The organism is Scytonema millei VB511283, from assembly GCF_000817735.3.
In the GTDB taxonomy this organism is placed as follows: Bacteria; Cyanobacteriota; Cyanobacteriia; order Cyanobacteriales; family Chroococcidiopsidaceae; genus Chroococcidiopsis; species Chroococcidiopsis millei_B.
On the sequence record NZ_JTJC03000002.1, the window covers coordinates 552,640 to 573,900 of the forward strand.

The window sequence follows — 21,261 nt, forward strand, 5'->3', positions numbered from 1 at the left end:
TATATTCTAAGAAAGTTTTTGGGCAATCTATAGCTAGGAAGCTCATGCCTGCACTCTTAATGCCCATCATCTTAGTAGATAACCATGAAATCGTCTCAACCGATCGCGTCACCACAAGAGCAAGATATTCCAAAACATACAAACTTTAGAGGATTGTCTCTACGATTAGTTCTAGTCTTACCTTTTGTGCTGGAAATTGTTGGCGCAGTGGGATTGGTAGGCTATCTTTCCTTCAAAAATGGGCAAGGAGCAGTTAGCGATCTTGCCGATCGCTTGATGGATAAAAGTAGTAATTTAGTGTCCGAACACCTCAATAATTATTTAGAAACTCCTCAAAGACTCAATCAAATTAATGTTGATGCGATCGAGCTTGGTTTGTTGAACTTAAAAAATTTTAAGACGACAGGACATTATTTTTGGAAACAAATGCAAGCTTATCCTGAAATAACTTATATTTCTCATGCACTGACAACAGGAGAATTTGCTGGTGCAGGAAGATTTTTAGCAGGAAAGGGAGTTACCATAGATGAACTTTCAGGTGCGACTAAGTGGAAAACATACACCTACACTACAGACGCTCGGGGCAACCGTGCAAAAGTAGCAGCAGTATATGATGACTACGAACCTTTAATGGAAGTTTGGTACAAGGAAACAGTTAAAGCAGGTAAACCAATATGGAGTTCAGTAGCTAACTGGGATGGAGAAAATTTAGCAGGATATATATCTATTACAGCTAATCAACCTATTTACGATCGCCAAAATCAGCTTATTGGTGTCATAGGAATCGATTTACTATTAGCCAATATTAGTCATTTTTTACAACAATTAAAAATCAGTCCTACAGCCAGAACTTTTATTATCGAGCGTGATGGTTTACTAATTGCATCTTCTAGTACTGAAAAACCTTTTACCATAATTAATGGCGTAGCTAAAAGGCTAAGCGTCCTGAATAGCTCGGACTCTCAAATTCAAGCTACAGCTAAACATTTACATCAACAATTCGGTGATTTTCAAAAGATTACAGGCACACAAAAACTGAATTTTCAATTACAAGGAAAAGAGCAGTTCATTCGAGTCACTCCCTGGCAAGATAAATTTGGGCTGAATTGGCTAGTCGTGACTACCATCCCCGAATCAGATTTCATGGCACAAATTCATGCCAACAACCAGACAACCATCATTCTTTGTTTTATAGCGCTTGTAGTAGCAGTTTGGTTAGGATTAATTACTTCTCGTTGGATTACTCAACCAATCCTACGTTTGAGTAAAGCTTCAGTGGCGATCGCTCAAGGAAATTTGAACCAACAAGTAGAAGTTAAAAACATCGTTGAACTTAGAATATTGTCGCATTCTTTCAATGAGATGGCGCAGCAATTACAAGCATCCTTTGCTAATTTAGCTCAAACCAATCAAGAACTCGATCGCAAAAATCAAGAATTTATTAAAGTTAATGAAAAGTTAGATAAGGCGAACCAAGAATTAGAAATTACTAATGATGAACTCGAACTTCGAGTTGAGAAAAGAACAGTCGAATTACAACAAGCTAAAAACATAGCAGAATTAGCCAATCGTGCTAAAAGCGAATTTTTAGCAAACATGAGTCATGAATTAAGAACTCCTCTCAACGCCATTCTTGGTTTTTCCCAACTGATGAATCGCGAAGCCTCTTTAACAAAACAGCAACAGGAAAATTTGGGAATTATCAATCGCAGTGGCGAGCATTTACTCTCGCTAATTAATGACATACTAGACTTAGCTAAAATTGAGTCAGGAAAAATGACTCTTTATCCAACTGACTTCGATCTATATGCCTTATTAGACTTGATGGAAGAGATGTTGGCATTACGAGCAGAATCTAAGAATTTACAACTTACTATCGCTCGCAATAACAATTTACCTCGATATATTAAAACTGACGATAAAAAATTGCGGCAAGTTTTAATTAATCTATTGGGTAATGCTATTAAATTTACTGACAAAGGAAGCATAATCTTAAGAGCCTGGTTAGGAGAGCAAAAACAAATAATAGCTAACGAGCAACCAATAACTATTCATTTTGAAGTTGAAGATACTGGTACAGGTATTGCACCCGCAGAAATTGATAGTCTGTTTGAAGCATTTGTTCAAACGGAAACGGGTAAACAATCTCAACAGGGAACTGGATTAGGCTTACCTATTACCAAAAAGTTTATCGAACTGATGGGAGGAGAGATTACTGTTACTTCCGAGCTAGAAAAAGGTACGGTTTTTAAATTTGACATTCAAGTTTTAGCAAGCGAAGTTAATAAAGTTAGCGGACAGAAAATAATTCAAAGAGTTATTGAACTTCAACCAAATCAACAGGAGTATCGGATTTTAGTAGTAGACGATCGCTGGGAGAATCGCCAGCTTTTATTAAGATTATTAGAACCAATTGGTTTTCAAGTTAAAGAAGCAGCTAACGGACAAGAAGCAATAGAAATGTGGCAACAATGGCAACCACATTTGATTTGGATGGACATGCGAATGCCAGTCATGAATGGTTATGAGGCAACTCAACAGATTAAATCTCATTTGCAAGGACAAGCTACTGCAATTATTGCCCTCACAGCCAGTACTCTTGAAGAAGAAAAAGCAATAGTTCTTTCAGCTGGATGCGATGATTTTGTCCGCAAACCTTTTCATGAAGAAGTCATTTTTGACAAAATGGCTCAATTTTTAGGCGTGCGATATATTTATGAAGAGATTGACTCTACAAATATTTCTGTCGCTGTAAATATTATAAATTTGACGGCGGAAGCTTTAACAATTATGTCTAATGAATGGTTAGTCAAACTGTCGGAAGCAGCCGCTTTACTTGACGAGCAACAAATTGCTCAACTATTAACTCAGATACCCGAAGAAAATCAAGCTTTAGCTCAATCTATCCAAAAAGAAGTCGATGAATTTGATTTCGATCGCATTATGAACCTTGCTCAAACGGCTGCCAATTTATGAATGATATTCAGTTGAGTCAGACTTATGAACGTATTTTATTGGTAGATGATATACCTGATAATTTGCGAGTTTTATCTACATCTTTAATCGAACGAGGTTATCAAGTTCGTTGTGCTAAAAATGGTTTGATGGCGTTGAATGCTGCTAGTAAAGAACCACCTCAGCTGATTTTACTGGATATCAAAATGCCAGACATGGATGGCTATGAAGTTTGTCGAAACTTGAAAAATAATGACTCGACTCGCGATATACCAGTTATTTTTCTGAGCGCTTTAGACGATGTTTTTGATAAAGTAAAAGCTTTTACAGTTGGCGGTGCAGACTATATTACAAAACCCTTTCAAATCGAAGAGGTTTTAGTTCGCGTTCGGCATCAGTTAGATTTGCAAACAGCAAAGGCAGAGATTTATCAGTTAAATACTAAATTAGAACAAAAAGTCCAGCAAAGAACTGCACAACTCGAAACAGTTATTAACAAACTGAATCTAGAAATTAACGAACATAAACAAACACAAGAAAAACTCATCCATCATGCTTTGCACGATGCTTTGACGGGTTTACCAAATCGAACGTTGTTCATGGAGCATCTGCAAAAATCTCTTTACCGTATTACTAGAAATAACGATTATTTATTTGCCGTATTATTTATCGATCTCGACCGCTTTAAAATTATTAACGATAGCTGGGGACACGTTGTCGGCGATCGCCTTTTAATTGCGATTTCTCGTATTCTTCAAGAGTGCTGCCGTGAGTTAGATACTGTGGCACGTTTAAGTGGAGATGAGTTTACTATCTTATTAGAAAATCTACAACACTTTCAAGATGCGATCGCGATCGCCGAGCGACTGTTAGATAAACTCGCTGCTCCAATCGATTTAGATGAATATCAAGTATATATTGGTGCTAGCATTGGCATTGCTTTGGGTTCTGTAACTTACCAAACTAGCGATGAATTACTACGAGATGCCGATATTGCGATGTACCGTGCCAAGGCTTTAGGAAAAGGACGTTATGCAGTCTTCGATCGCGAGATGTACGCTCAAACGTTGCATCTTTCACAAATAGAAGTAGACTTGCGGTATGCTTTGGAACGTCAAGAATTTATCCTGCATTATCAACCAATTATTTCTCTAACAACTGGTAGACTGACGGGTTTTGAAGCCTTGTTACGCTGGCAGCATCCACAAAGAGGATTGATTTATCCAGGGGATTTTATGACAATTGCCGAAGAAACTGGCTTAATTGTCCCGCTGGGTGAATGGATTTTACAGGAAGCTTGCCAACAGTTGCATCTTTGGCAACAAAAGTTTTCCACTGCTGCATCTTTATATATCAGCGTCAATCTCTCTAGCAAGCAAATTAAACAGTTTAACTTTGTGGATAAGTTAGCTTGGATTTTGGCTGATACTGGTTTAAGTGGCAGAAATCTGAAATTAGAATTGACTGAAACTATGTTAATGGATCGAGGAGAAAAGACAATCGAACTTCTTTCCCAGATCAAAGAACAAAATATTCAACTCAGCATTGATGACTTTGGCACGGGATATTCCTCTTTAAGTTATTTACACCGTTTCCCGATAGATGCGCTGAAAATCGATCGCTCTTTTGTCAGTCCAATTGACGCAGAAGGCAAAAACTGTGAAATAGTCAAGACAATTATTACTCTAGCTCATGCTTTAGGAATTAAAGCGATCGCCGAAGGAGTAGAGACAGCCGCACAATTAGCTGTATTAAAAAAATTAGGATGTGAGGAAGCACAAGGATATTTCTTTGCCAAACCCGTCAACTCTCAACTAGCAGAAGCGATCGCCTCTAAAAATCCCCAATGGTAATTTACTATTAATTTAATAGATTTCTTATACCATTTTACTAAAACTATGCTATGGACGATCCCCCCAACCCCAATACTTCTCGGTTAAGCCTTAAGCAGAGTTGGGAATCGCAAAAATAAGTTGCGGTCGTTGGGTTTCCCGCTCGAGATGATGTCGCTTCTTGGCAGGAAACTTTGACCTGGGCTTTTTGACCACTCTCGGATTGACTCTGCCTTGAGGGGGTGGAATTTGAGCATCGAGAATCTCGCGCATCAACCAACTCCAAAAAGGGGAAGTTCATCAGGGGAGACCACTTGAAATTTAGCTACGGCTCGACGCAAAACGTGCAACGTGCCAGTAAAGCTCAAGCACAACGGTGAGATACCTTCTAGTTGTGCCGCTTGCACCATTAACGAACGCACTGCCCAATGCCCGAGCAATAACCCGTAAACCTCCTGCACCACCTCACGGGGCTTGAGCGAACGAATCGGCACCTTGCGTCCAAGTAAATGCGTTTTGACTTCATCTATCGTCGTTTCCACTTGCCACCGTTGATGATATTGCTCGGCTAACAACAGGGCAGGAAACTGTTGCCGGTCGAGCAAGCTGGTAATCAGTCGGTAACTTTGTTGCTGTTCAGGTTGTTGGGCATTGTCAATGGTGTACTCAATCACCCGCACTTGCATTCGGGTTGCTCCTTTTTTCTTTGATTTCCGGTCTGGATAAATCCAACTGAGATAGGAGCCATCCGAGAGCACTTGCTCGACTTCAAACTTGACATTGGCAGGCACTCGTCCCAAGTAATGTCCTCCCCGTGCCACGGTTGCTTGCACCATTGCAAACGAATGCAGTCCTCGGTCCCACATCAGCAGCATTCCTGTGCCAATCGCTCGCAGCAGTCGCAGTGCCCGTCGTCGTTCCCCCATGCGATACGGGCAGATAAGCGCATCAGTAATCAAATGCGTTCCTGCTTCAATTAACAGTACCAGTCGCACTTTGGGAAATGCCGCCTGATGACCAAAGCGAGTTCCGGGATAGCCAAACACCCGTGCATTGGCTTTGCTGTCTGGGATATCCAGCAATGTGCCATCCACTGCCATCAATCGCAACCCGCCTAGAAATGCCCCAGGTGTTTCTGCTGTGGCTAACGGTCGCACCACTTGCTCAAATAACTGCCGCATCACCTGGCATCCCAACTTGGCTCGTGCCTCACTGATTGAGGCACTGTTGGGCACTTTCCAATACTGCGCTAAGCGTGTCCATTGCACACTGAGCCCATCCACCAAGTTCTTGAGCACCTCTCGCATCGCTGCTTTCGACCAAAAGCTGAAGGCGATGACTAAGCACACGACCAAGTGAGCAGGCAGTTTCCGTTGTCGTTGACTTTGGCAATGACTCTTAGCGATTGTCTGATGAATTAACTCGATAGGAATGACAGTTTCAATCGCTTTGAACACTTGTCCTGCTCCAATCGTGGGACTAATCAGGGTGAATTCTCGTAGTTGCATCGGGCAGGGAATGAAAAGGTTATTACATCCTGTAATTTACCAGTTTTGTCCTTAACCGAGAAGTATTGCCCCCAACCCCCCTTATCAAGGGGGGCTAGGGGGGATCTCTTTTGTCGTAGTCAAAGAGTAAATTGGTATTACAAAAATACTGAAGATATGCAATTCAACACAGATGGATGTTGGGTGTTGCAAGAAACATTAGGAATGAAAATCTTTTTTCCTGACTCCAGTACGGGCGCATAGCCGTGCGCCCCTACGAATTCCGATTTCCTTATAACTCTGATTTGTTTGTAGGTACAGGTATGGACTTTGCTGATTCTAAAGTTTGTCTAGATTCGGATGAATGTGACTCTTGCGTTGTACTTTTCTGAAACAATAGTTCTAATTTCTCTCGCTGATTCACCAGGTAAATACTAACTAAGGTGAGAGAAACGCCCGTCCACTGGATGGGGCTGAGAACTTCGGAGAGAATTAAGTTGCCAAATAAGAGGGCAAATACAGGTGTGAGAAAGGTGAGGGCGCTGAGACTGGTAAGATTACCGCTAGAAGCGAAGTAGAAAAATAGTCCATAGGCGATCGCACTACCAAAAATCGTGGCATAACTTAGCGATATCCACCCAGATAAACTAATATCTGCCCATTGCCCAGCCTCTAACCCCGCAGAAAGAGCAAATAAGGGAATTCCACCGATAATCATATGCCATCCCGTTGCTGAGACTGGATCGGCGTGACGACAAACATAACGAATAGCTACCGTACCGACAGCCATTGATAGGGCTGCAAGTAACATCAACCATTCGCCGCTGGCGAATAAGGATTGTAGGGGCGGATTCACCTGAAATATTTGTTGCAACACTGACATATCTGGTAAACCCGCCCCTACAGGGGTAATACCAGAAAATAGGTTGAGAATTAAATTATCTGGTAAGCCAATTAAACTAATCCCCAGTACGCCAAACATCAATCCCAGCCATCCCCATAAACCGATTCGTTCGCCAAATAGCCAACTCGACATTAAAGCCACGGCTAGAGGCTGGGAGTCAATCATCACCGATCCTAAACCCGCCCCAGTTCTGACTAAACCTTCAGCCAAGAAGCCTTGAAATAAAGATCCATCAATTAAGGCAAATAGACTTATCCACAACCACGCCGCCCATCCTTTAGGCTGAGGTCTACCCATCGCCATTGCTGCACCTAATACTAATATGCCAGCAGGCAACAGCCTTACTCCTGCCATAAATAAAGGTGTTGTATGGGGAATAACGCCTTTCATCGCTACCATTGCTGTTCCCCAGAGAAAAAAGGGTGCGATTAGTAGCACGGAGGCAAAGGGCAATCTTGATTCAGTCAGTTTCAGATGCATGGGATGGCTGACGGCTGGGATGAGATGACATTTCTCCGATCTTAATCGATTATGTATTTTTGTGAAGCGATCGCCCTGCACTGTAACAGAAATCTACAGAGAAAAAATGTTCTATGCTTAAAGTCTAAATTGAGTTACGTCTGGTATATAACTGTACATGCTACGGCTGTTTAAAACCCCTTTTCGCAAACAAATTGCACGGCTAGAAATTACTGGGGCGATCGCGAGTGCGACGCGCAAAAGAGTTCTAGAAGCCCTCAAAACTGTAGAAGAAAGACGCTTTCCCGCCTTACTACTCCGCATTGATAGCCCTGGCGGTACGGTAGGAGATTCTCAGGAAATCTATAGTGCTTTAAAACGACTGCGAGAAAAAATCAAAATTGTTGCCAGTTTTGGTAATATCTCTGCTTCTGGCGGTGTCTATATTGGTATGGGAGCCAGTCATATTGTGGCAAACCCAGGTACGATTACGGGTAGTATTGGGGTAATTCTGCGGGGTAACAACCTAGAACGCTTGCTAGATAAGATTGGTGTTTCGTTCAAAACGATCAAATCCGGTCCTTATAAAGATATTTTGGCTTTCGATCGCGAATTGACAGAACCAGAACAACATATTTTGCAAGAATTGATCGATACCAGCTATCGGCAATTCGTTCAATCTGTGGCTGAAGGGCGAAATCTGACAGAGGAAGCTGTGAGAAGCTTTGCAGACGGACGCATTTTCACCGGACAGCAAGCTTTAGAGTTAGGCGTTGTGGATCGGTTGGGAACTGAAGAAGATGCCCGTCGTTGGGCAGCAGAGTTAGTCGGACTCGATCCTGAAAAAACCAAGTGTTTCACTCTAGAAGAACGCAAGCCCCCATTGCAGCGATTACTTTCTAGGGAGTCTACGGTAGCATCTGGTTTATTAACTGGGGTAGATTGGTTAGAGTTTGAGCTATCTACGAGTGGCTTACCTTTGTGGCTGTATCGTCCGTAATTAAGATAATTTTGGCTGATTCTAGTTAACAGTTGACAGTTGACAGTTATCAGTTAACCGTCAACCGTCAACCAAAAACGTTTTAAGAAGTCAACACAAAAAACTATTCAGTTAATTTAAATTAAGGGAGGAATTGAGCGTGGAGTGGCGATTAAAAGCAATTCGTGGGGCAACAACCGTTACAGAAAATACGGTGCAGGCAATTGACGAAGCCGTGACAGAAATGTTAAATGAGCTGGAAATGAAGAATCAGCTAGATCCGACTCAAATTGTGAGCGTCACTTTTACTGTCACTCGCGATCTCGATGCCATTTTTCCCGCTGCGATCGCCCGCAAGCGCCCTTTCTGGGATTGTGTAGCCATGCTTGACGTACAGCAGATGCATGTAGAAGGTAGTTTAGAACGTTGCATCCGCTGCTTAATCCACGCAAATCTTCCTGCTAACCAAGTCCAGGTTTGGCATCCTTATTTACGCAAAGCAAAGAATTTACGTCCCGATTGGAGTTCTCCCCAACGACTCGTACAACCAGAATCAGTCCAACCTCATTTAAGGTGATAGTAACTCGTTCCACATTTAATTAGCAAATAGGCAGCATTCAAAAGCCTTACTAGAAATATATTTTCCCTTTTTGACTTTCGACTTTTAACTTTTGACTTGCTTAACTTTCAACTGCAAAACTTTTCCACGCAACGCACGAAAATTTCTACTCCCATTCCTAAAGCAGTTTCATCAAAATCAAATCGAGGATGGTGGTGAGGATAAGCTAAGTTTCTGCTGAGATTAGCAGCACCTAAAAAGAAGTAACACCCTGGAACTTCTTGTAGGAAAAATGACATATCTTCACCACCCATTGTCTGACATTCCGGCACGATTCCAAGGGGCGTTTCTACAACTTTTTCAGCTTGCGATCGCACTAAATCTGCTATTTCTAAATTATTGATTACGGGTGGATACAATTGCCAGTAATCTAACTCATATGTCGCACCTTGACTTTGGCAAACACCTGCAACAACTTGTTCAAATCGTTGACCGAAATAGCCATCGTATTTAGGATTAAAATAACGAATTGTGCCACTTAAGTGAGCTGAATCTGCAATGACGTTATGGGCAGAACCAGCGTGAAATTCTCCTACCGTGACCACAGCAGAATCAATTGGATCGACATTTCGCGCCACAATTGTTTGTAATGCATTCACAACTTGACTGGCGACGACAATAGCATCTACTGTTTGATGCGGCATTGCACCGTGTCCGCCTTTGCCTTTAATTTTGAGATCGAATAGTTCTACCGCAGCCATTAGCGCGTCGCTACGCACTCCAACCGTACCCAAAGGTAAGTTATTCCACAGATGCAAACCGATAATTGCATCCACATTGGGATTTTTCAAAACTCCCGCTTCAATCATTGGCTTTGCGCCGCCTGGTCCTTCTTCTGCTGGTTGAAAGATAATTTTTACAGTACCCGCAAAATCTTCGCGGTGCTGGGAAAGATAGTATGCTGTTCCTAATGCGATCGCGGTATGTCCGTCATGTCCGCAAGCGTGCATCACACCATCATGTTGCGACTTGTAAGGCACGTCATTTTGTTCTTGGATGGGTAACGCATCCATATCGGCACGAATGGCTAGGACGGGATGATTTGTAGGGGCGCACAGCTGTGCGCCCCTACTTAAGGTTTTTTTGCCATTGATGGTGGCGACAATGCCAGTTATGGCTATCCCTGTTTGATGTTCTATGCCCCATTCTTGCAACTTTTGCGTAATAAATTCAGATGTAATACGTTCCTTAAATCCCAGTTCTGGACGTTGATGCAACCGCCGCCGCCATTCTACCAATTGTGCTTGCAATGCTTGGATATCTGGACGAATGCGGGAGCGATCGACTGTGAGAGGATTTAAGGAAGTAGAAACCATGCTAAGTCAGTAATATTTCGGGGCGGAATTGAGGATATGCCTATACTCAGTTTAAGGTGCTGCGAGGAAAACTGCATCCGATGGTTAAGTAGTGCGATCGCTCTTTGATTTAATGCAGAGAAGAGAGATTCGGGGTCATCAAACTAGATATTAAGCTGGAATTACAGTTAAGCGCGATCGAGCTGCGATCGCAAACGTTGACGAAATTCTTTTGCAGCTGCTAAGGGATTGGAATTACTCAAGCATTCAGCCAGTAGATTAATATCTAAATTTGGTAGTATTTCACTTCGCTCTATTTTTCCATATCCAAAAGTCTGCATCGACTGAGAAGGCGTTTCTTCCCATAAATAGTAAGGAGAAAAACTCTCATTTTCCCAAAACCAAACTTCTCGCACGCCCAATCGCTGATAAAGTTCTAATCGATTAATTCCACCACGGGTTACTACTACTTCAATAGCTAAATCTGGAAAATCTTTTTCAGTACCAATACAATAGCTTTCGTCTGGTTCCCCTCCTGCTTGATTATCTTCCTTGCGGAAAGTTGTAGAACCTGTAGGAAAGTACTCTGTATCTGTTTCTAAAAAGAATAGTTCTAATAATCCACCAATGCGAGTTTTTCCCCTTTCATGGCGACGACTTGGCGACACAATTTCCAATACTCCATCTAAATAAGCAACCCGATAGCCAGAATTATCTCCCAAATCAGCTATCAAGGCTTCGTATTGCTGCCAACTCACACCTGTAACAATCCGCTTCTCTTCAGGATCGTCAGCTTGCAAGCGTTGAGTTAAATCGTTGAGTAACACCATAGTCGAAAGTCAAAAGTCAAAAGTCAAAATAATACGTTATAAACTATTTTCTATAGCCCCCCTTAAAAAGGGGGGCTGGGGGGATCTTTCTGTCGTAGTTAAACAGTTAATTGGTATTAATAGACGTACCATAAAAACCAATTTTCAACTGGGTTTATCTTAATATATTTTGGTTTGCAAGCTCGGAGGTCTTGGAGATCCTCTAACTGAGTTAAAAAGGGGGCTAAGATACGAGATTAAAAAGGGGCTAAAATAATTTCCTCTTTAATTCCAATCCTAACCTGAAACAGGCTGCGGTTCCCCCACTGCCTCCACAGCTTCAGTAGCGCGATCGCGCACGTATTCGATTGCCCATAAAATAGCTTCAGGAGTCGCAGGAGAAGCCAAAGGAACGTAATCTGTCTCGCCAAATGCTGCAACTGCGGCGCGAATTGCTTCCCGTACCGAAAGCGCCAACATCAACGGGGGTTCGCCTACAGCTTTACTACCATAAATTACCCCATCTTGAGCCGCCCGTTCTAATAAATGTAAATTGAAATTTTCTGGTATTTCACCAATTGTCGGAATTTTATAAGTACTGGGGGCATAAGTGCGGATGCGTCCTTTCTCATCCCACACCAACTCTTCCATCGTCAACCAACCCATTCCCTGTACGAAACCGCCTTCAATCTGCCCGCGATCGACTAAGGGATTCAAAGATTCTCCCACATCATGCACGATGTCAACTTGTCGTAACTTAAAGTTACCTGTAAAGCCATCCACCTCAACTTCACTTACAGCAGCGCCGTAAGCAAAATAGTAAAACGGTCTGCCTTTACCCGTCGCATCATCCCAATAAATATTAGGAGTGCGATAATATCCTGTAGCTGAGAGGCTAATGCGATCGCCATACGCTTGTTTCGTCACTTCTTCAAAATGGACTCTTGCTGAAGGGTAAGTCCGACAGTAAATCCAATCGTCGGCAAATACCATTTCTTCCGGTGTATCCAATTTCAGCAACCCAGCCGCCACCACAGCCAAGCGAGATTTCAGCGTTTCGCAAGCATCTTTCACTGCTTGTCCGTTTAAGTCTGCACCGCTAGAAGCAGCCGTGGCAGAAGTATTCGGTACTTTTTCCGTACTCGTAGGCATGATCCGCAAGCGTTCGATCTTTACCCCTAGCGTTTGGGCGGCGACTTGCAACATTTTAGTATGCAACCCCTGCCCCATTTCCGTGCCACCGTGGTTTAATTGAATGCTGCCGTCGGTGTAGATTAAAACTAACGCGCCTGCTTGGTTGTATTGGGTTTTATTGAAGGAAATCCCGAATTTTACGGGAGTAATTGCCAAACCGCGTTTTTTATAAGTACTAGCTTGGTTGTACTGCGCGATCGCCTCTCTACGGGCAGTAAAATTAGAGCTATCTTTTACTTGCTGCCAAACTTTTGTAATCCGGTTATCAAAAATTTCTTGGTCGTAATGAGTAGTATTCGTTTCTCCTTCCCCGTGGTAGAAATTGCGTTCTCTCACCACTTCTGGGGGTAAACCTAAATGCCGCGCTACTCGATCCACAATATCTTCAATGACTACCATGCCTTGGGGACCGCCAAAGCCTCGAAATGCTGTATTAGAAACTTTATTAGTTTTGGCAATTTGTCCTTTTACTGCTAAATGGGGAATGTAATAAGCATTATCTACGTGTAACATTGCCCGCAAAAGTACGGGAGAAGATAAATCCAAACTCCAGCCACCATCGGCGTATAAATCTACATCTAAAGCAACGATTTTTCCCTCATTGGTAAAACCAACTTTATATTGTCCTAAAAAGCCGTGACGCTTACCCGTCAAAATCATATCGTGGTGACGTTTTAATTTTACCCGCACCGGACGACCTGTTTTACACGCTGCGATCGCGGCTACACCTGCGAATGGATTTGCCTGCGATTCTTTCCCACCAAATCCGCCACCCATTCTGATACAAGTGACGACAACTTGATTTTTAGTAATCCCTAACACGCGGGAAACGACAATTTGAGTTTCTGTGGGATGCTGGGTAGAAGCATAAACTTGATAATTACCTTCCCCATCTGGTATTACCCAACTCGCATGGGTTTCGAGGTAGAAATGATCTTGTCCGTTCATTGCCATTTCGCCTTCAAGATAGCAGTCTACCTGTTGTAAAGCCGCAGTCGGATCGCCTCGTTTAATCGCTTTCGGTTTAAGATGAAAGCTATCTGCTGCGATCGCGTCTTTTATCGTCAAGATTGGTTCTAGTGGTTCGTATTCAACGACAACTTTTTCTGCACCCAGTCTTGCAGCTTCATCGGTTTCTCCTGCTACCCAAACTACTGCTTGTCCGTAGTAACTAATTTCCTCGTCGGGAAGTAGGATTTCATCGTAGACAATCGTTCCAGTATCGTTGACTCCTGGTACGTCGGCGGCGGTGATAACAGTAACAACTCCATCAATTTCATATGCGCCAGCAGGATCGATTTTGGTAATTCGCGCCTTCGCGTGGGGAGAGAGTACGGGGTAGAGGGAAAGCATCCCTGCTGGTAAGCGTTGGTCATCAGTATAAATTGCTTTGCCGCTGACGTGTCCAACTGCGCTTTCGTGGCTTCTTTTTTCCCCTACTGTGTTCATGCGTTTACCCCTGACGAATGATAAGATTTCGATCGCGCAAAGACGCAAAGGCGCAAAGATAAGAAGGTCAAAAGCTAAAAGTTAAAAGTCAAAATTACAACAACTGTCAACCGTCTTCACGCAGTGTAGCGTAGCGTTTACTGTCAACCACCCATTTCCACAAAAAATTTCTCAAACAAATTTGCAACTAGCATCTTGCGATACTCGGCGCTACCGCGTAAATCGGTAAGTGGTGTAAAGGCTTGTTTCAATTCTGGTTTCGCTTGTTTTACTGTCTCAGCATTCCAAGGTTTGCCAAGTAGCATTGATTCTACTGCTATTGCCCTAGCTGGTGTTGCGGCAACTCCGCCGTATGCGAGTCTGGCGTGTTGGATTTGGTTGCGATCGCCCAAGTCGATTGTAAATGCAGCTGCGACAATACTAATATCATCCGTACCGCGTTTCCCAACTTTATAAGATTGACTCAAACGGCGCACGCCTGTTGTAGTTTTGGGAATTTGGATGGAGACAATCACTTCCCCAGGCTGCAAGTCTGTTTTTCTATATCCTTTGAAAAAATCTGCGATGGGAAGAGTTCTTTCACCTCCACTCCCAGCTATACGTAATTGGGCATCTAAGGCTAGTAATACTGGAGGCAAGTCGCCAATTGGTGAAGCTGTACCGATATTACCTCCTAATGTGGCTCGGTTTCTAATTTGACGCGCCGCAAACCAGTACAGCATCTCATCCATTGCCGGAAAGACACCGCGTAGGTTGTCTTCAATATGGCTTAGTGGTACTGCTGCCCCAATTTCTACTAATTCTGGTGTATTTGTCAGTATTTTCAATTCTGCTACTGCTTCTAAGGAAATCAGCACCAGAAAGTCTTTGCTATGGTGGCTCATTTCCAGTCCTAAATCTGTTGCGCCTGCAACTAAGCTAGCGTCGGGGTGCTGTTGCAGTAATTCTAAAACTGTCTGTAACTGCGTCGGGCGATAAAACTTTTGGTCGGCGCAAGTGTAGCTAATTTGACTAAATTCAGTAGTTGCTTGTGCTATCTTCTGGCTGAAACAATCTCTGGGCGGCTGCATCTGCATCACTTGTTGAGCAGCACGGCGAATTGGTAAATATCCCGTACAACGGCACAAGTTCCCCTCTATCGCTAGATCGTCAACTTGGCGATCGTAGTAGGCAGCAAACATGCTCATGATAAAGCCAGGGGTACAGTAGCCACACTGAGAACCACCCGTCTCTACCATTGCGGCTTGGACTGGATGTAACTGTCCGTTGGCAACCCCTTCTACAGTAACAATTTCTCTTCCCGCTACCGCACCCAAGGGGATAAGACAGCTATTGACTGCTTGATAGTGGGGTTTTCCATCCGCGCCTTCGCCTACAATGGCAATAGTACAAGCTCCACAGTCGCCATCGCCACAGCCTTCTTTCGTGCCGATGCGTCCGCTTTGCCGCAAGTACTCTAACAGCGTTATCGTCGGTGAGACATCTTTCAGGCGAACTGTTTCGCCATTGATGGTTAAAATTAAGCGTTCTGATGATAATTGCTGCACTTTCTAAATCCAATAGTTAAAAAGTGACTTCGCGATCGATCTTATACGAGTCAGCCACTGGGCTGCATAAAAGTGCTTGACCAATGCGATCGCGCTACCTAATTAAATTTATTTAAGTATACTGTATACAATAAAACCAAAAGAATAAAAGTATTCTGAAATACTTAAATGGGTTGATTATGGCGATCGCGACCTCTAGTACTTTGCTAAGAAGCTCTTAATCCTACTTCACTATTGTTAAAAATTTTTAGAAATCGCCGCAGCGATCCCAATTTGCAGTAAATTCGTTTTTGGTTGTAGTCTTATATTCATAAGGAATCTAGCAATATGTTTTCAGCATCGTTTTTACCATCAATCCTAGTTCCGCTGACTGTTCTGGTCTTTCCTTCCGTAGCAATGGCTTTATTGTTTCTCTACATCGAGCGTGAAGATCCTTCAGGAATCTAGAGAATTCGGAATGCCGAATTAACTCTGTTAACTACGCACTGTTTCTGAATCCCTAACAAAAAAACCGCTTACCTAGACTAGGTAGGCGGTTTTTTTGCACAATTGTCGATAACGGTATGCGCGATCGCGAAGAACTTCAGCTAGCTAGTACAGCACTGCGAAAATAAAGCGATCGCTTAAAATCAGCCAAAAGCCTCTCAAATCAACTTTTTGACCTTTGACTTTTGAGTTTTAACTTTTGCAAGTTCTTACAACGAGGAACCTAAATGAGTATAAGAACCGTAAAAGAATGTTCCAACAACAACAATCACGCCCAAACCAGCAATAGTTGCTACAACCCAAAGGGGTATTCTTCCACTTCCAGACACAGCTTTTTCTCCTGCCTAAATTACACAGTTAGATAAATTAAAGACAACAGCCTTGAATCTAGTTAGTTGAAGAAATAACTAGAAAACAAAATGCCCAGCACGAATATTAGCAACAAACCCAAGTATAGGGAAGTCCGGTTTAACTCTACGGGCTGGTTATTAGGGTTTTTCGATCTTTCTAATGGCATAAACTTCTCCTAGCGCTGAATGAACTGCATAGAAGCGATCGCACCTAAGAAAAACACTGTTGGTACAGCTAAGGTGTGAACTGCTAGCCAGCGGACGGTAAAAATTGGATATTGAATTGGTTGATTGATTTGATTGGTGTTCATTTCAAATTACTTTCCTATAAAGTCTTCGATCTGTTTTCTGCTCTCAAAGCGATCGCTCACGATTGGCAACTCTTGCCGTTCTTGAGGATAATATTCGTTTGGTCGGGGTGTCCCAAATACATCATAGGCAAGACCAGTACTAACGAATAACCAGCCAGCGATAAACAAAGCTGGAATAGTAATACTGTGAATCACCCAGTAACGCACGCTGGTAATAATATCCGAAAACGGACGCTCACCTGTCGTTCCTGACATTTACCTTCCTCCATTAAGAACCATTACTTTCTTACTCATTATCATACGAAACCTTGACCAGTAGTTAGCGATTAGTCGGGAGTAAAGAATGGGTGTGAACATTTGATAATTGGTTGACAGTAGACAGTTATCAGTAGCTAGTGGCTAGTGGCTAGAGTTTCTCCCTTGTCTCCCTTGTCTCCCCCCTCTCCCTTGTCTCTTTCTTCCCGACTCCCCACATTCATTAAGCCGATTGTGCCTGACCTTGATAACGCAGCAAAATTCCGCGCTGACCGATAATAAATCCTTTTTCTGGAGAGAGAAAGACGATCTTGTAAAGATTTGAGGGGACTGATTCTACGCCTCGGTCTTTTTGCCAAGTTTTCCCGCCATCTGGACTGTAAAGTAGATTGCCGCTACCACCAGTCACCCAAATTTCCTCAGGTGTCCGGTAAGCCAAATCTAACAATCCCCAACTAGTAGATAACTCTGGATTTTGTACTTCTTCCCATTCTTCTGTATTATCTGCCTTAGTAAATTGCACCTGACCGCCTCGTGCCAGCATCCATATGCGTCCATCTTTACCAAAACCCATATTTTGCAGGCGACGGGAACTATTCCGGTTATGACCTTGCCATGCCGTTTGACCTGGTTCCCAAGTGGAATAGAAATTCCCCTTAGCAGAAACAGCAATGTACTTACCATCTTCAGAACGCGCCACGTTTCGCAGCACGCCTACGGCTTCCTGTACCATTGCTTTCCAGTTTTTACCACCGTCAGTAGTGCGGTAAATTGCGCCTACATCTGTAGTCATCTCCGCTGACTGTTGCCCCAGCGCCACGATTGTATTTGGGTTGCCTGGTAGCTTTTCACTTAAGAGAATCCGCGACCAAGTTTCGCCACCATCATTTGTATGTAGCAGTAAAGATGGTTCGCCAACAATCCATCCTTCTTGACCGGAAAAACTTACGGAAGACAGAATAAAGTTTTTGTCGCCTAAATCCAAACTCTTCTGCTGCCAGGTTTTGCCACCATCTTTAGTTTCAAATAAAGCAGATTTATTCCCCACTAACCAGCCATGTTGGGTGTCTTCCGTAAAGCCAACATCTTGTAAGTTAACATCCGTTGGTAAAGTAACTACCTCCCAAGGATTGTAACTAGTAGAGGGAACGCTACTACAGCCGACGCACAGCAAGACGACTGCTACGAGGACAACAATCTTTTGCCAAAATTTTAACGGTGAAAACATGCTGATTTTACGTGCTCTACTTAAACAAATTGAATGTATTGTAAGAATATTTCAGTATGCCGATAGGTTGAATGAAAGCCTATTTTGTTGCCGCATACAGATAGATGGTTGGGCGATCGCCCGCTGTACTAAGCTTGCTTGACAGCAGTTTCACTGTAACCCATATAGGCTGAGAAAAAACAAGACGGCTAGCGCTAATGCACCGAAAATCAAAATGTTCTTCTGACCTGGAGTGAGCTGATTTACGCCAAGCCCGTAGCCGAGATTTTCCTTAAAGCCAGAGGCTTGTCCCACTGGACCAATATTGGCAAATGCGTTTTTACGCGCTCCACAAACAGGACATCGCCAAGTAGAAGATAGTTCTGCAAATGGTATGCCAGGGGCAATATCGTGCTTATCATCGCCGCGATCGGGTTCGTACACATAGCCGCAAGCCCGACATTCATAGCGGTCTAGCGCTTGGGTATCAATAGCTGGTTCGCTCATAGTAAGGCAAATGAGAAAGTAGAGGCGCAAAACTTAAAATCATGTTAAAAATTATGACGCGAAATGACTTCTTCTACAAGGGGTGAGGAGTGAGGAGTGAGGGAAAGAGGACGATGGGGAGAAGAGAGCAGAGCTGAGGAAGCAGAGGGGCAGAGGAGTAGAGGAGAGGATCCAAAATTCAAAATTCTCCACACCCCACACCCGCATCAACACGCACCACGCACCACTCTCCTATCCCTCACTCCTCGCTCCTCACTCATGCATAGATTTTTTCAATCAGAAGCAGAACTGAATCGAATGATGTCAAGGGTTAGGTTTTGCTAGTGCGTGAAACCCAAATATATATAATATGTAAAGACAGATAACAAAACTATTGACTCTAGCAACGGTAATTATCCATCGTGTTTGTTCTTAGCGGCTACGAGTATTTACTAGGCTTCCTCTTAATCTGTAGTTTAGTTCCAGCGCTTGCCCTTTCTGCATCTAAGCTCCTTCGACCGAGCGGACGCAGCCCAGAACGCCGGACGACATACGAATCAGGCATGGAACCCATCGGCGGAGCCTGGATTCAGTTCAATATCCGCTACTATATGTTTGCGCTGGTCTTCGTGGTCTTTGATGTAGAGACAGTATTTCTCTATCCTTGGGCAGTTGCATTCCACAGCCTCGGTCTTTTGGCTTTTATTGAAGCCCTCATTTTCATTGCAATCTTAGTTGTTGCCCTTGTATATGCATGGCGTAAAGGAGCTTTGGAATGGTCTTAAATATCGATCCAGCCGGACAAAAAGAACGTATCATTAACCCAATCGAGCGCCCCTCAGTTACTCAAGAACTATCTGAGAACGTCATTCTCACTACAGTTGACGATCTCTATAACTGGTCTAGACTCTCTAGTTTGTGGCCCCTGTTGTTCGGTACGGCTTGTTGCTTTATCGAATTTGCGGCTTTGATTGGCTCGCGGTTTGACTTCGATCGCTTCGGACTCATCCCCCGTTCTAGCCCCCGTCAGGCTGACTTAATCATCACCGCTGGCACGATCACGATGAAGATGGCTCCACAACTGGTGCGGCTTTACGAGCAAATGCCAAACCCCAAGTATGTAATTGCTATGGGAGCTTGTACCATCACTGGTGGAATGTTTAGCGTAGATTCGCCAACAGCCGTGCGGGGTGTCGATAAATTGATTCCCGTCGATGTTTACTTACCTGGTTGTCCTCCCCGTCCCGAAGCCATCATCGATGCCATCATTAAGTTACGCAAGAAAATTGCGAACGAGTCGATGCAAGAGCGGACTCCGATTAAACAAACGCACCGCTATTACAGTACGACTCACAGCATGAAGGTTGTACCACCTATCAGCGATGGTAAATATCTACAGGTTGCTACACGGCAAGCGCCACCGAAGGAGCTGACAGAGGCAATTGGTATGCCCATACCACCAGCCCTACAATCAGCTGCCAAAAAAGAGGAGGTGAACCGTGGCTGAAAAAGAAATCAAAGAAGAGACTAAACCCGTACCTGCTGAAGAAACAAAAATTGTCGAAGCGGGAAAGACTTCTAAGTGGCTGAAGGAAAATGGCTTCGATCATGAAGTTATGGAGCCAGACCACTTAGGAGTGGAGATTATCAAAGTCGATCGCAATTTCCTCTTGCCGATCGCCACAGCGCTCTATGCTTACGGTTTTAACTATCTTCAGTGTCAGTGCGGCTACGATGCAGGTCCAGGGCAAGATTTAGTCAGCATGTATCATTTAATCAAACTAAGCGATAATGCTGACAGACCAGAGGAAGTGCGGATTAAAGTTTTTCTGCCTAGAGAAGACCCCCGCGTACCTTCGGTTTACTGGATTTGGAAAGCAGTAGACTGGCAAGAACGAGAATCCTACGATATGTTTGGCATTGTCTATGAAGGACATCCAAATTTGAAACGGCTGCTCATGCCTGAAGATTGGGTTGGTTTTCCCTTACGTAAAGATTACGTTTCCCCCGACTTCTACGAATTGCAGGATGCTTTTTAACAGTGACCAGTGAGCAGTGACCAGAATAAACACCGATCGCTGATTTAGTTTTTGTAGAGACGTTACGTGTAACGTCTCTACAAATTTTTGACATAAATTCGATCGCAGCGTGCTGTTTCTACCCCTGTTGCAGGTTGATAGCCGCTGCTTTCGTATAGTTGAATGGCTTCTACAAGAACGCTAGCAGTTTCAATCCATATTTGCTGAAATCCCTTCGCTGCGATCGCTTTTTCTAATTCTTGTAATAAAAATTTCCCCAAACCCAACCTTCTCGCTGGGGGTAATAAATACATTTTTCTAATTTCTACAGCTTTCTCACCACGACGAAAGGGATAGTAGCCAGCCGTTCCCACTATTTGACTTTGGAATTCAACTACCCAAAACTCCCCACTAGTGGCTAAATAATAATTTTCGATCTCCAATACATCTCGGTCAGCACCTACAGGTTCCCACCCTAAACCATATTCTGCCAACACAGCACCAATAACCGCCGCCGCCAAATCGCGATCGCTCGTTTGCCAGTCTCGAATCAGAAAATCTTTATAAATAGCTTGCATGAATGGTAATGGGTAATGGGTAATGGGTAATAAGCGATTTA

General features: G+C 43.4%; 22 protein-coding genes. 9 read left to right on the forward strand and 13 right to left on the reverse strand.

From position 1 onward, the window contains the following. The first annotated feature begins 84 nt into the window (after positions 1-84). Positions 85-2,976, forward strand: coding sequence for a hybrid sensor histidine kinase/response regulator (locus tag QH73_RS10245; protein WP_039716510.1), 2,892 nt, complete (start codon positions 85-87; stop codon positions 2,974-2,976). Beyond that, entirely contained in the window at positions 2,973-4,808 is a 1,836-nt protein-coding gene (locus QH73_RS10250; RefSeq protein WP_039716509.1) for a two-component system response regulator, read from the forward strand. Before QH73_RS10245 ends, QH73_RS10250 begins: the two co-directional genes overlap by 4 nt. A 251-nt stretch (positions 4,809-5,059) precedes the next feature. Here QH73_RS10250 and QH73_RS10255 read toward each other — a convergent pair whose 3' ends face one another. Beyond that, positions 5,060-6,205, reverse strand: coding sequence for an IS4 family transposase (locus tag QH73_RS10255; protein ID WP_309476474.1), 1,146 nt, complete (start codon positions 6,203-6,205; stop codon positions 5,060-5,062). 361 nt (positions 6,206-6,566) lie between these two features. Further along, complete coding sequence (locus QH73_RS10260; protein WP_039716508.1) at positions 6,567-7,658, reverse strand: DMT family transporter; 1,092 nt, start codon at positions 7,656-7,658, stop codon at positions 6,567-6,569. 157 nt (positions 7,659-7,815) lie between these two features. Between QH73_RS10260 and sppA the strand changes: the two genes are divergently transcribed. Then, positions 7,816-8,637 carry a signal peptide peptidase SppA gene (gene sppA, locus QH73_RS10265; protein WP_015153997.1) on the forward strand — a complete coding sequence of 274 codons (822 nt, stop codon included), beginning with the start codon at positions 7,816-7,818 and terminating at the stop codon, positions 8,635-8,637. Between the two features lie 139 nt (positions 8,638-8,776). Beyond that, on the forward strand, positions 8,777-9,193 hold the full coding sequence (gene aroH, locus QH73_RS10270) for a chorismate mutase (protein WP_039716507.1): 417 nt from the start codon (positions 8,777-8,779) through the stop codon (positions 9,191-9,193). Between the two features lie 110 nt (positions 9,194-9,303). Here aroH and QH73_RS10275 read toward each other — a convergent pair whose 3' ends face one another. The 4 genes from QH73_RS10275 to xdhA all read right to left on the reverse strand — a co-directional run bounded on the left by QH73_RS10275 (position 9,304) and on the right by xdhA (position 15,529). Continuing rightward, positions 9,304-10,551: a M20 metallopeptidase family protein gene (locus QH73_RS10275; RefSeq protein ID WP_039716506.1), complete on the reverse strand. Its 1,248-nt coding sequence runs from the start codon at positions 10,549-10,551 to the stop codon at positions 9,304-9,306. A 167-nt stretch (positions 10,552-10,718) separates the two neighbouring features. Next, entirely contained in the window at positions 10,719-11,360 is a 642-nt protein-coding gene (locus QH73_RS10280) for a Uma2 family endonuclease (protein WP_039716505.1), read from the reverse strand. Positions 11,361-11,636: 276 nt separating this feature from the next. Beyond that, complete coding sequence (xdhB, locus tag QH73_RS10285) at positions 11,637-13,982, reverse strand: xanthine dehydrogenase molybdopterin binding subunit (RefSeq protein ID WP_039716504.1); 2,346 nt, start codon at positions 13,980-13,982, stop codon at positions 11,637-11,639. 143 nt (positions 13,983-14,125) lie between these two features. Further along, positions 14,126-15,529 (reverse strand): xanthine dehydrogenase small subunit, encoded by a 1,404-nt coding sequence (xdhA, locus tag QH73_RS10290; protein ID WP_052290158.1) that lies wholly within the window; start codon positions 15,527-15,529, stop codon positions 14,126-14,128. A 327-nt stretch (positions 15,530-15,856) separates the two neighbouring features. Here xdhA and psaI point away from each other — a divergent pair, with 327 nt between their 5' ends. Then, complete coding sequence (psaI, locus tag QH73_RS10295; protein ID WP_015154003.1) at positions 15,857-15,976, forward strand: photosystem I reaction center subunit VIII; 120 nt, start codon at positions 15,857-15,859, stop codon at positions 15,974-15,976. A gap of 248 nt (positions 15,977-16,224) precedes the next feature. On the opposite strand, the gene QH73_RS10300 is transcribed toward psaI, so the two are convergent. The 6 genes from QH73_RS10300 to QH73_RS10325 form a co-directional block, all read right to left on the reverse strand. Next, a complete protein-coding gene (locus QH73_RS10300; protein WP_015154004.1) occupies positions 16,225-16,344 on the reverse strand; it encodes a photosystem II reaction center protein J in 120 nt (39 codons plus the stop codon). 62 nt (positions 16,345-16,406) lie between these two features. Continuing rightward, complete coding sequence (gene psbL / locus QH73_RS10305; protein WP_015154005.1) at positions 16,407-16,532, reverse strand: photosystem II reaction center protein PsbL; 126 nt, start codon at positions 16,530-16,532, stop codon at positions 16,407-16,409. A gap of 9 nt (positions 16,533-16,541) precedes the next feature. Further along, positions 16,542-16,676, reverse strand: a complete 135-nt coding sequence (gene psbF, locus QH73_RS10310) for a cytochrome b559 subunit beta (RefSeq protein WP_039716503.1) — start codon at positions 16,674-16,676, stop codon at positions 16,542-16,544. 6 nt (positions 16,677-16,682) lie between these two features. Beyond that, on the reverse strand, positions 16,683-16,931 hold the full coding sequence (psbE, locus tag QH73_RS10315; protein ID WP_039716502.1) for a cytochrome b559 subunit alpha: 249 nt from the start codon (positions 16,929-16,931) through the stop codon (positions 16,683-16,685). Positions 16,932-17,154: 223 nt separating this feature from the next. Then, positions 17,155-18,159 (reverse strand): photosynthesis system II assembly factor Ycf48, encoded by a 1,005-nt coding sequence (locus QH73_RS10320; protein ID WP_039716501.1) that lies wholly within the window; start codon positions 18,157-18,159, stop codon positions 17,155-17,157. Positions 18,160-18,309: 150 nt separating this feature from the next. Then, a complete protein-coding gene (locus tag QH73_RS10325; protein ID WP_015154009.1) occupies positions 18,310-18,645 on the reverse strand; it encodes a rubredoxin in 336 nt (111 codons plus the stop codon). Positions 18,646-18,741: 96 nt separating this feature from the next. On the opposite strand from QH73_RS10325, the gene QH73_RS10330 reads away from it, so the two are divergent. The 4 genes from QH73_RS10330 (at position 18,742) to QH73_RS10345 (ending at position 20,663) form a co-directional block, all read left to right on the forward strand. Beyond that, positions 18,742-18,969: a hypothetical protein gene (locus QH73_RS10330; protein ID WP_132866888.1), complete on the forward strand. Its 228-nt coding sequence runs from the start codon at positions 18,742-18,744 to the stop codon at positions 18,967-18,969. A 77-nt stretch (positions 18,970-19,046) separates the two neighbouring features. After that, the gene (gene ndhC, locus QH73_RS10335; RefSeq protein WP_015154010.1) at positions 19,047-19,409 is read left to right on the forward strand and encodes a photosynthetic/respiratory NAD(P)H-quinone oxidoreductase subunit C; all 363 of its coding nucleotides are present in this window, start codon (positions 19,047-19,049) and stop codon (positions 19,407-19,409) included. Further along, positions 19,400-20,131, forward strand: coding sequence for a photosynthetic/respiratory NAD(P)H-quinone oxidoreductase subunit K (ndhK, locus tag QH73_RS10340; protein WP_039716500.1), 732 nt, complete (start codon positions 19,400-19,402; stop codon positions 20,129-20,131). The genes ndhC and ndhK overlap by 10 nt, the downstream gene beginning before the upstream one ends. A 7-nt stretch (positions 20,132-20,138) precedes the next feature. Beyond that, the gene (locus QH73_RS10345; RefSeq protein ID WP_039717652.1) at positions 20,139-20,663 is read left to right on the forward strand and encodes an NAD(P)H-quinone oxidoreductase subunit J; all 525 of its coding nucleotides are present in this window, start codon (positions 20,139-20,141) and stop codon (positions 20,661-20,663) included. A 77-nt stretch (positions 20,664-20,740) separates the two neighbouring features. Here QH73_RS10345 and QH73_RS10350 read toward each other — a convergent pair whose 3' ends face one another. Beyond that, complete coding sequence (locus tag QH73_RS10350; RefSeq protein ID WP_039716499.1) at positions 20,741-21,220, reverse strand: GNAT family N-acetyltransferase; 480 nt, start codon at positions 21,218-21,220, stop codon at positions 20,741-20,743. Between the last annotated feature and the right edge of the window lie 41 nt (positions 21,221-21,261).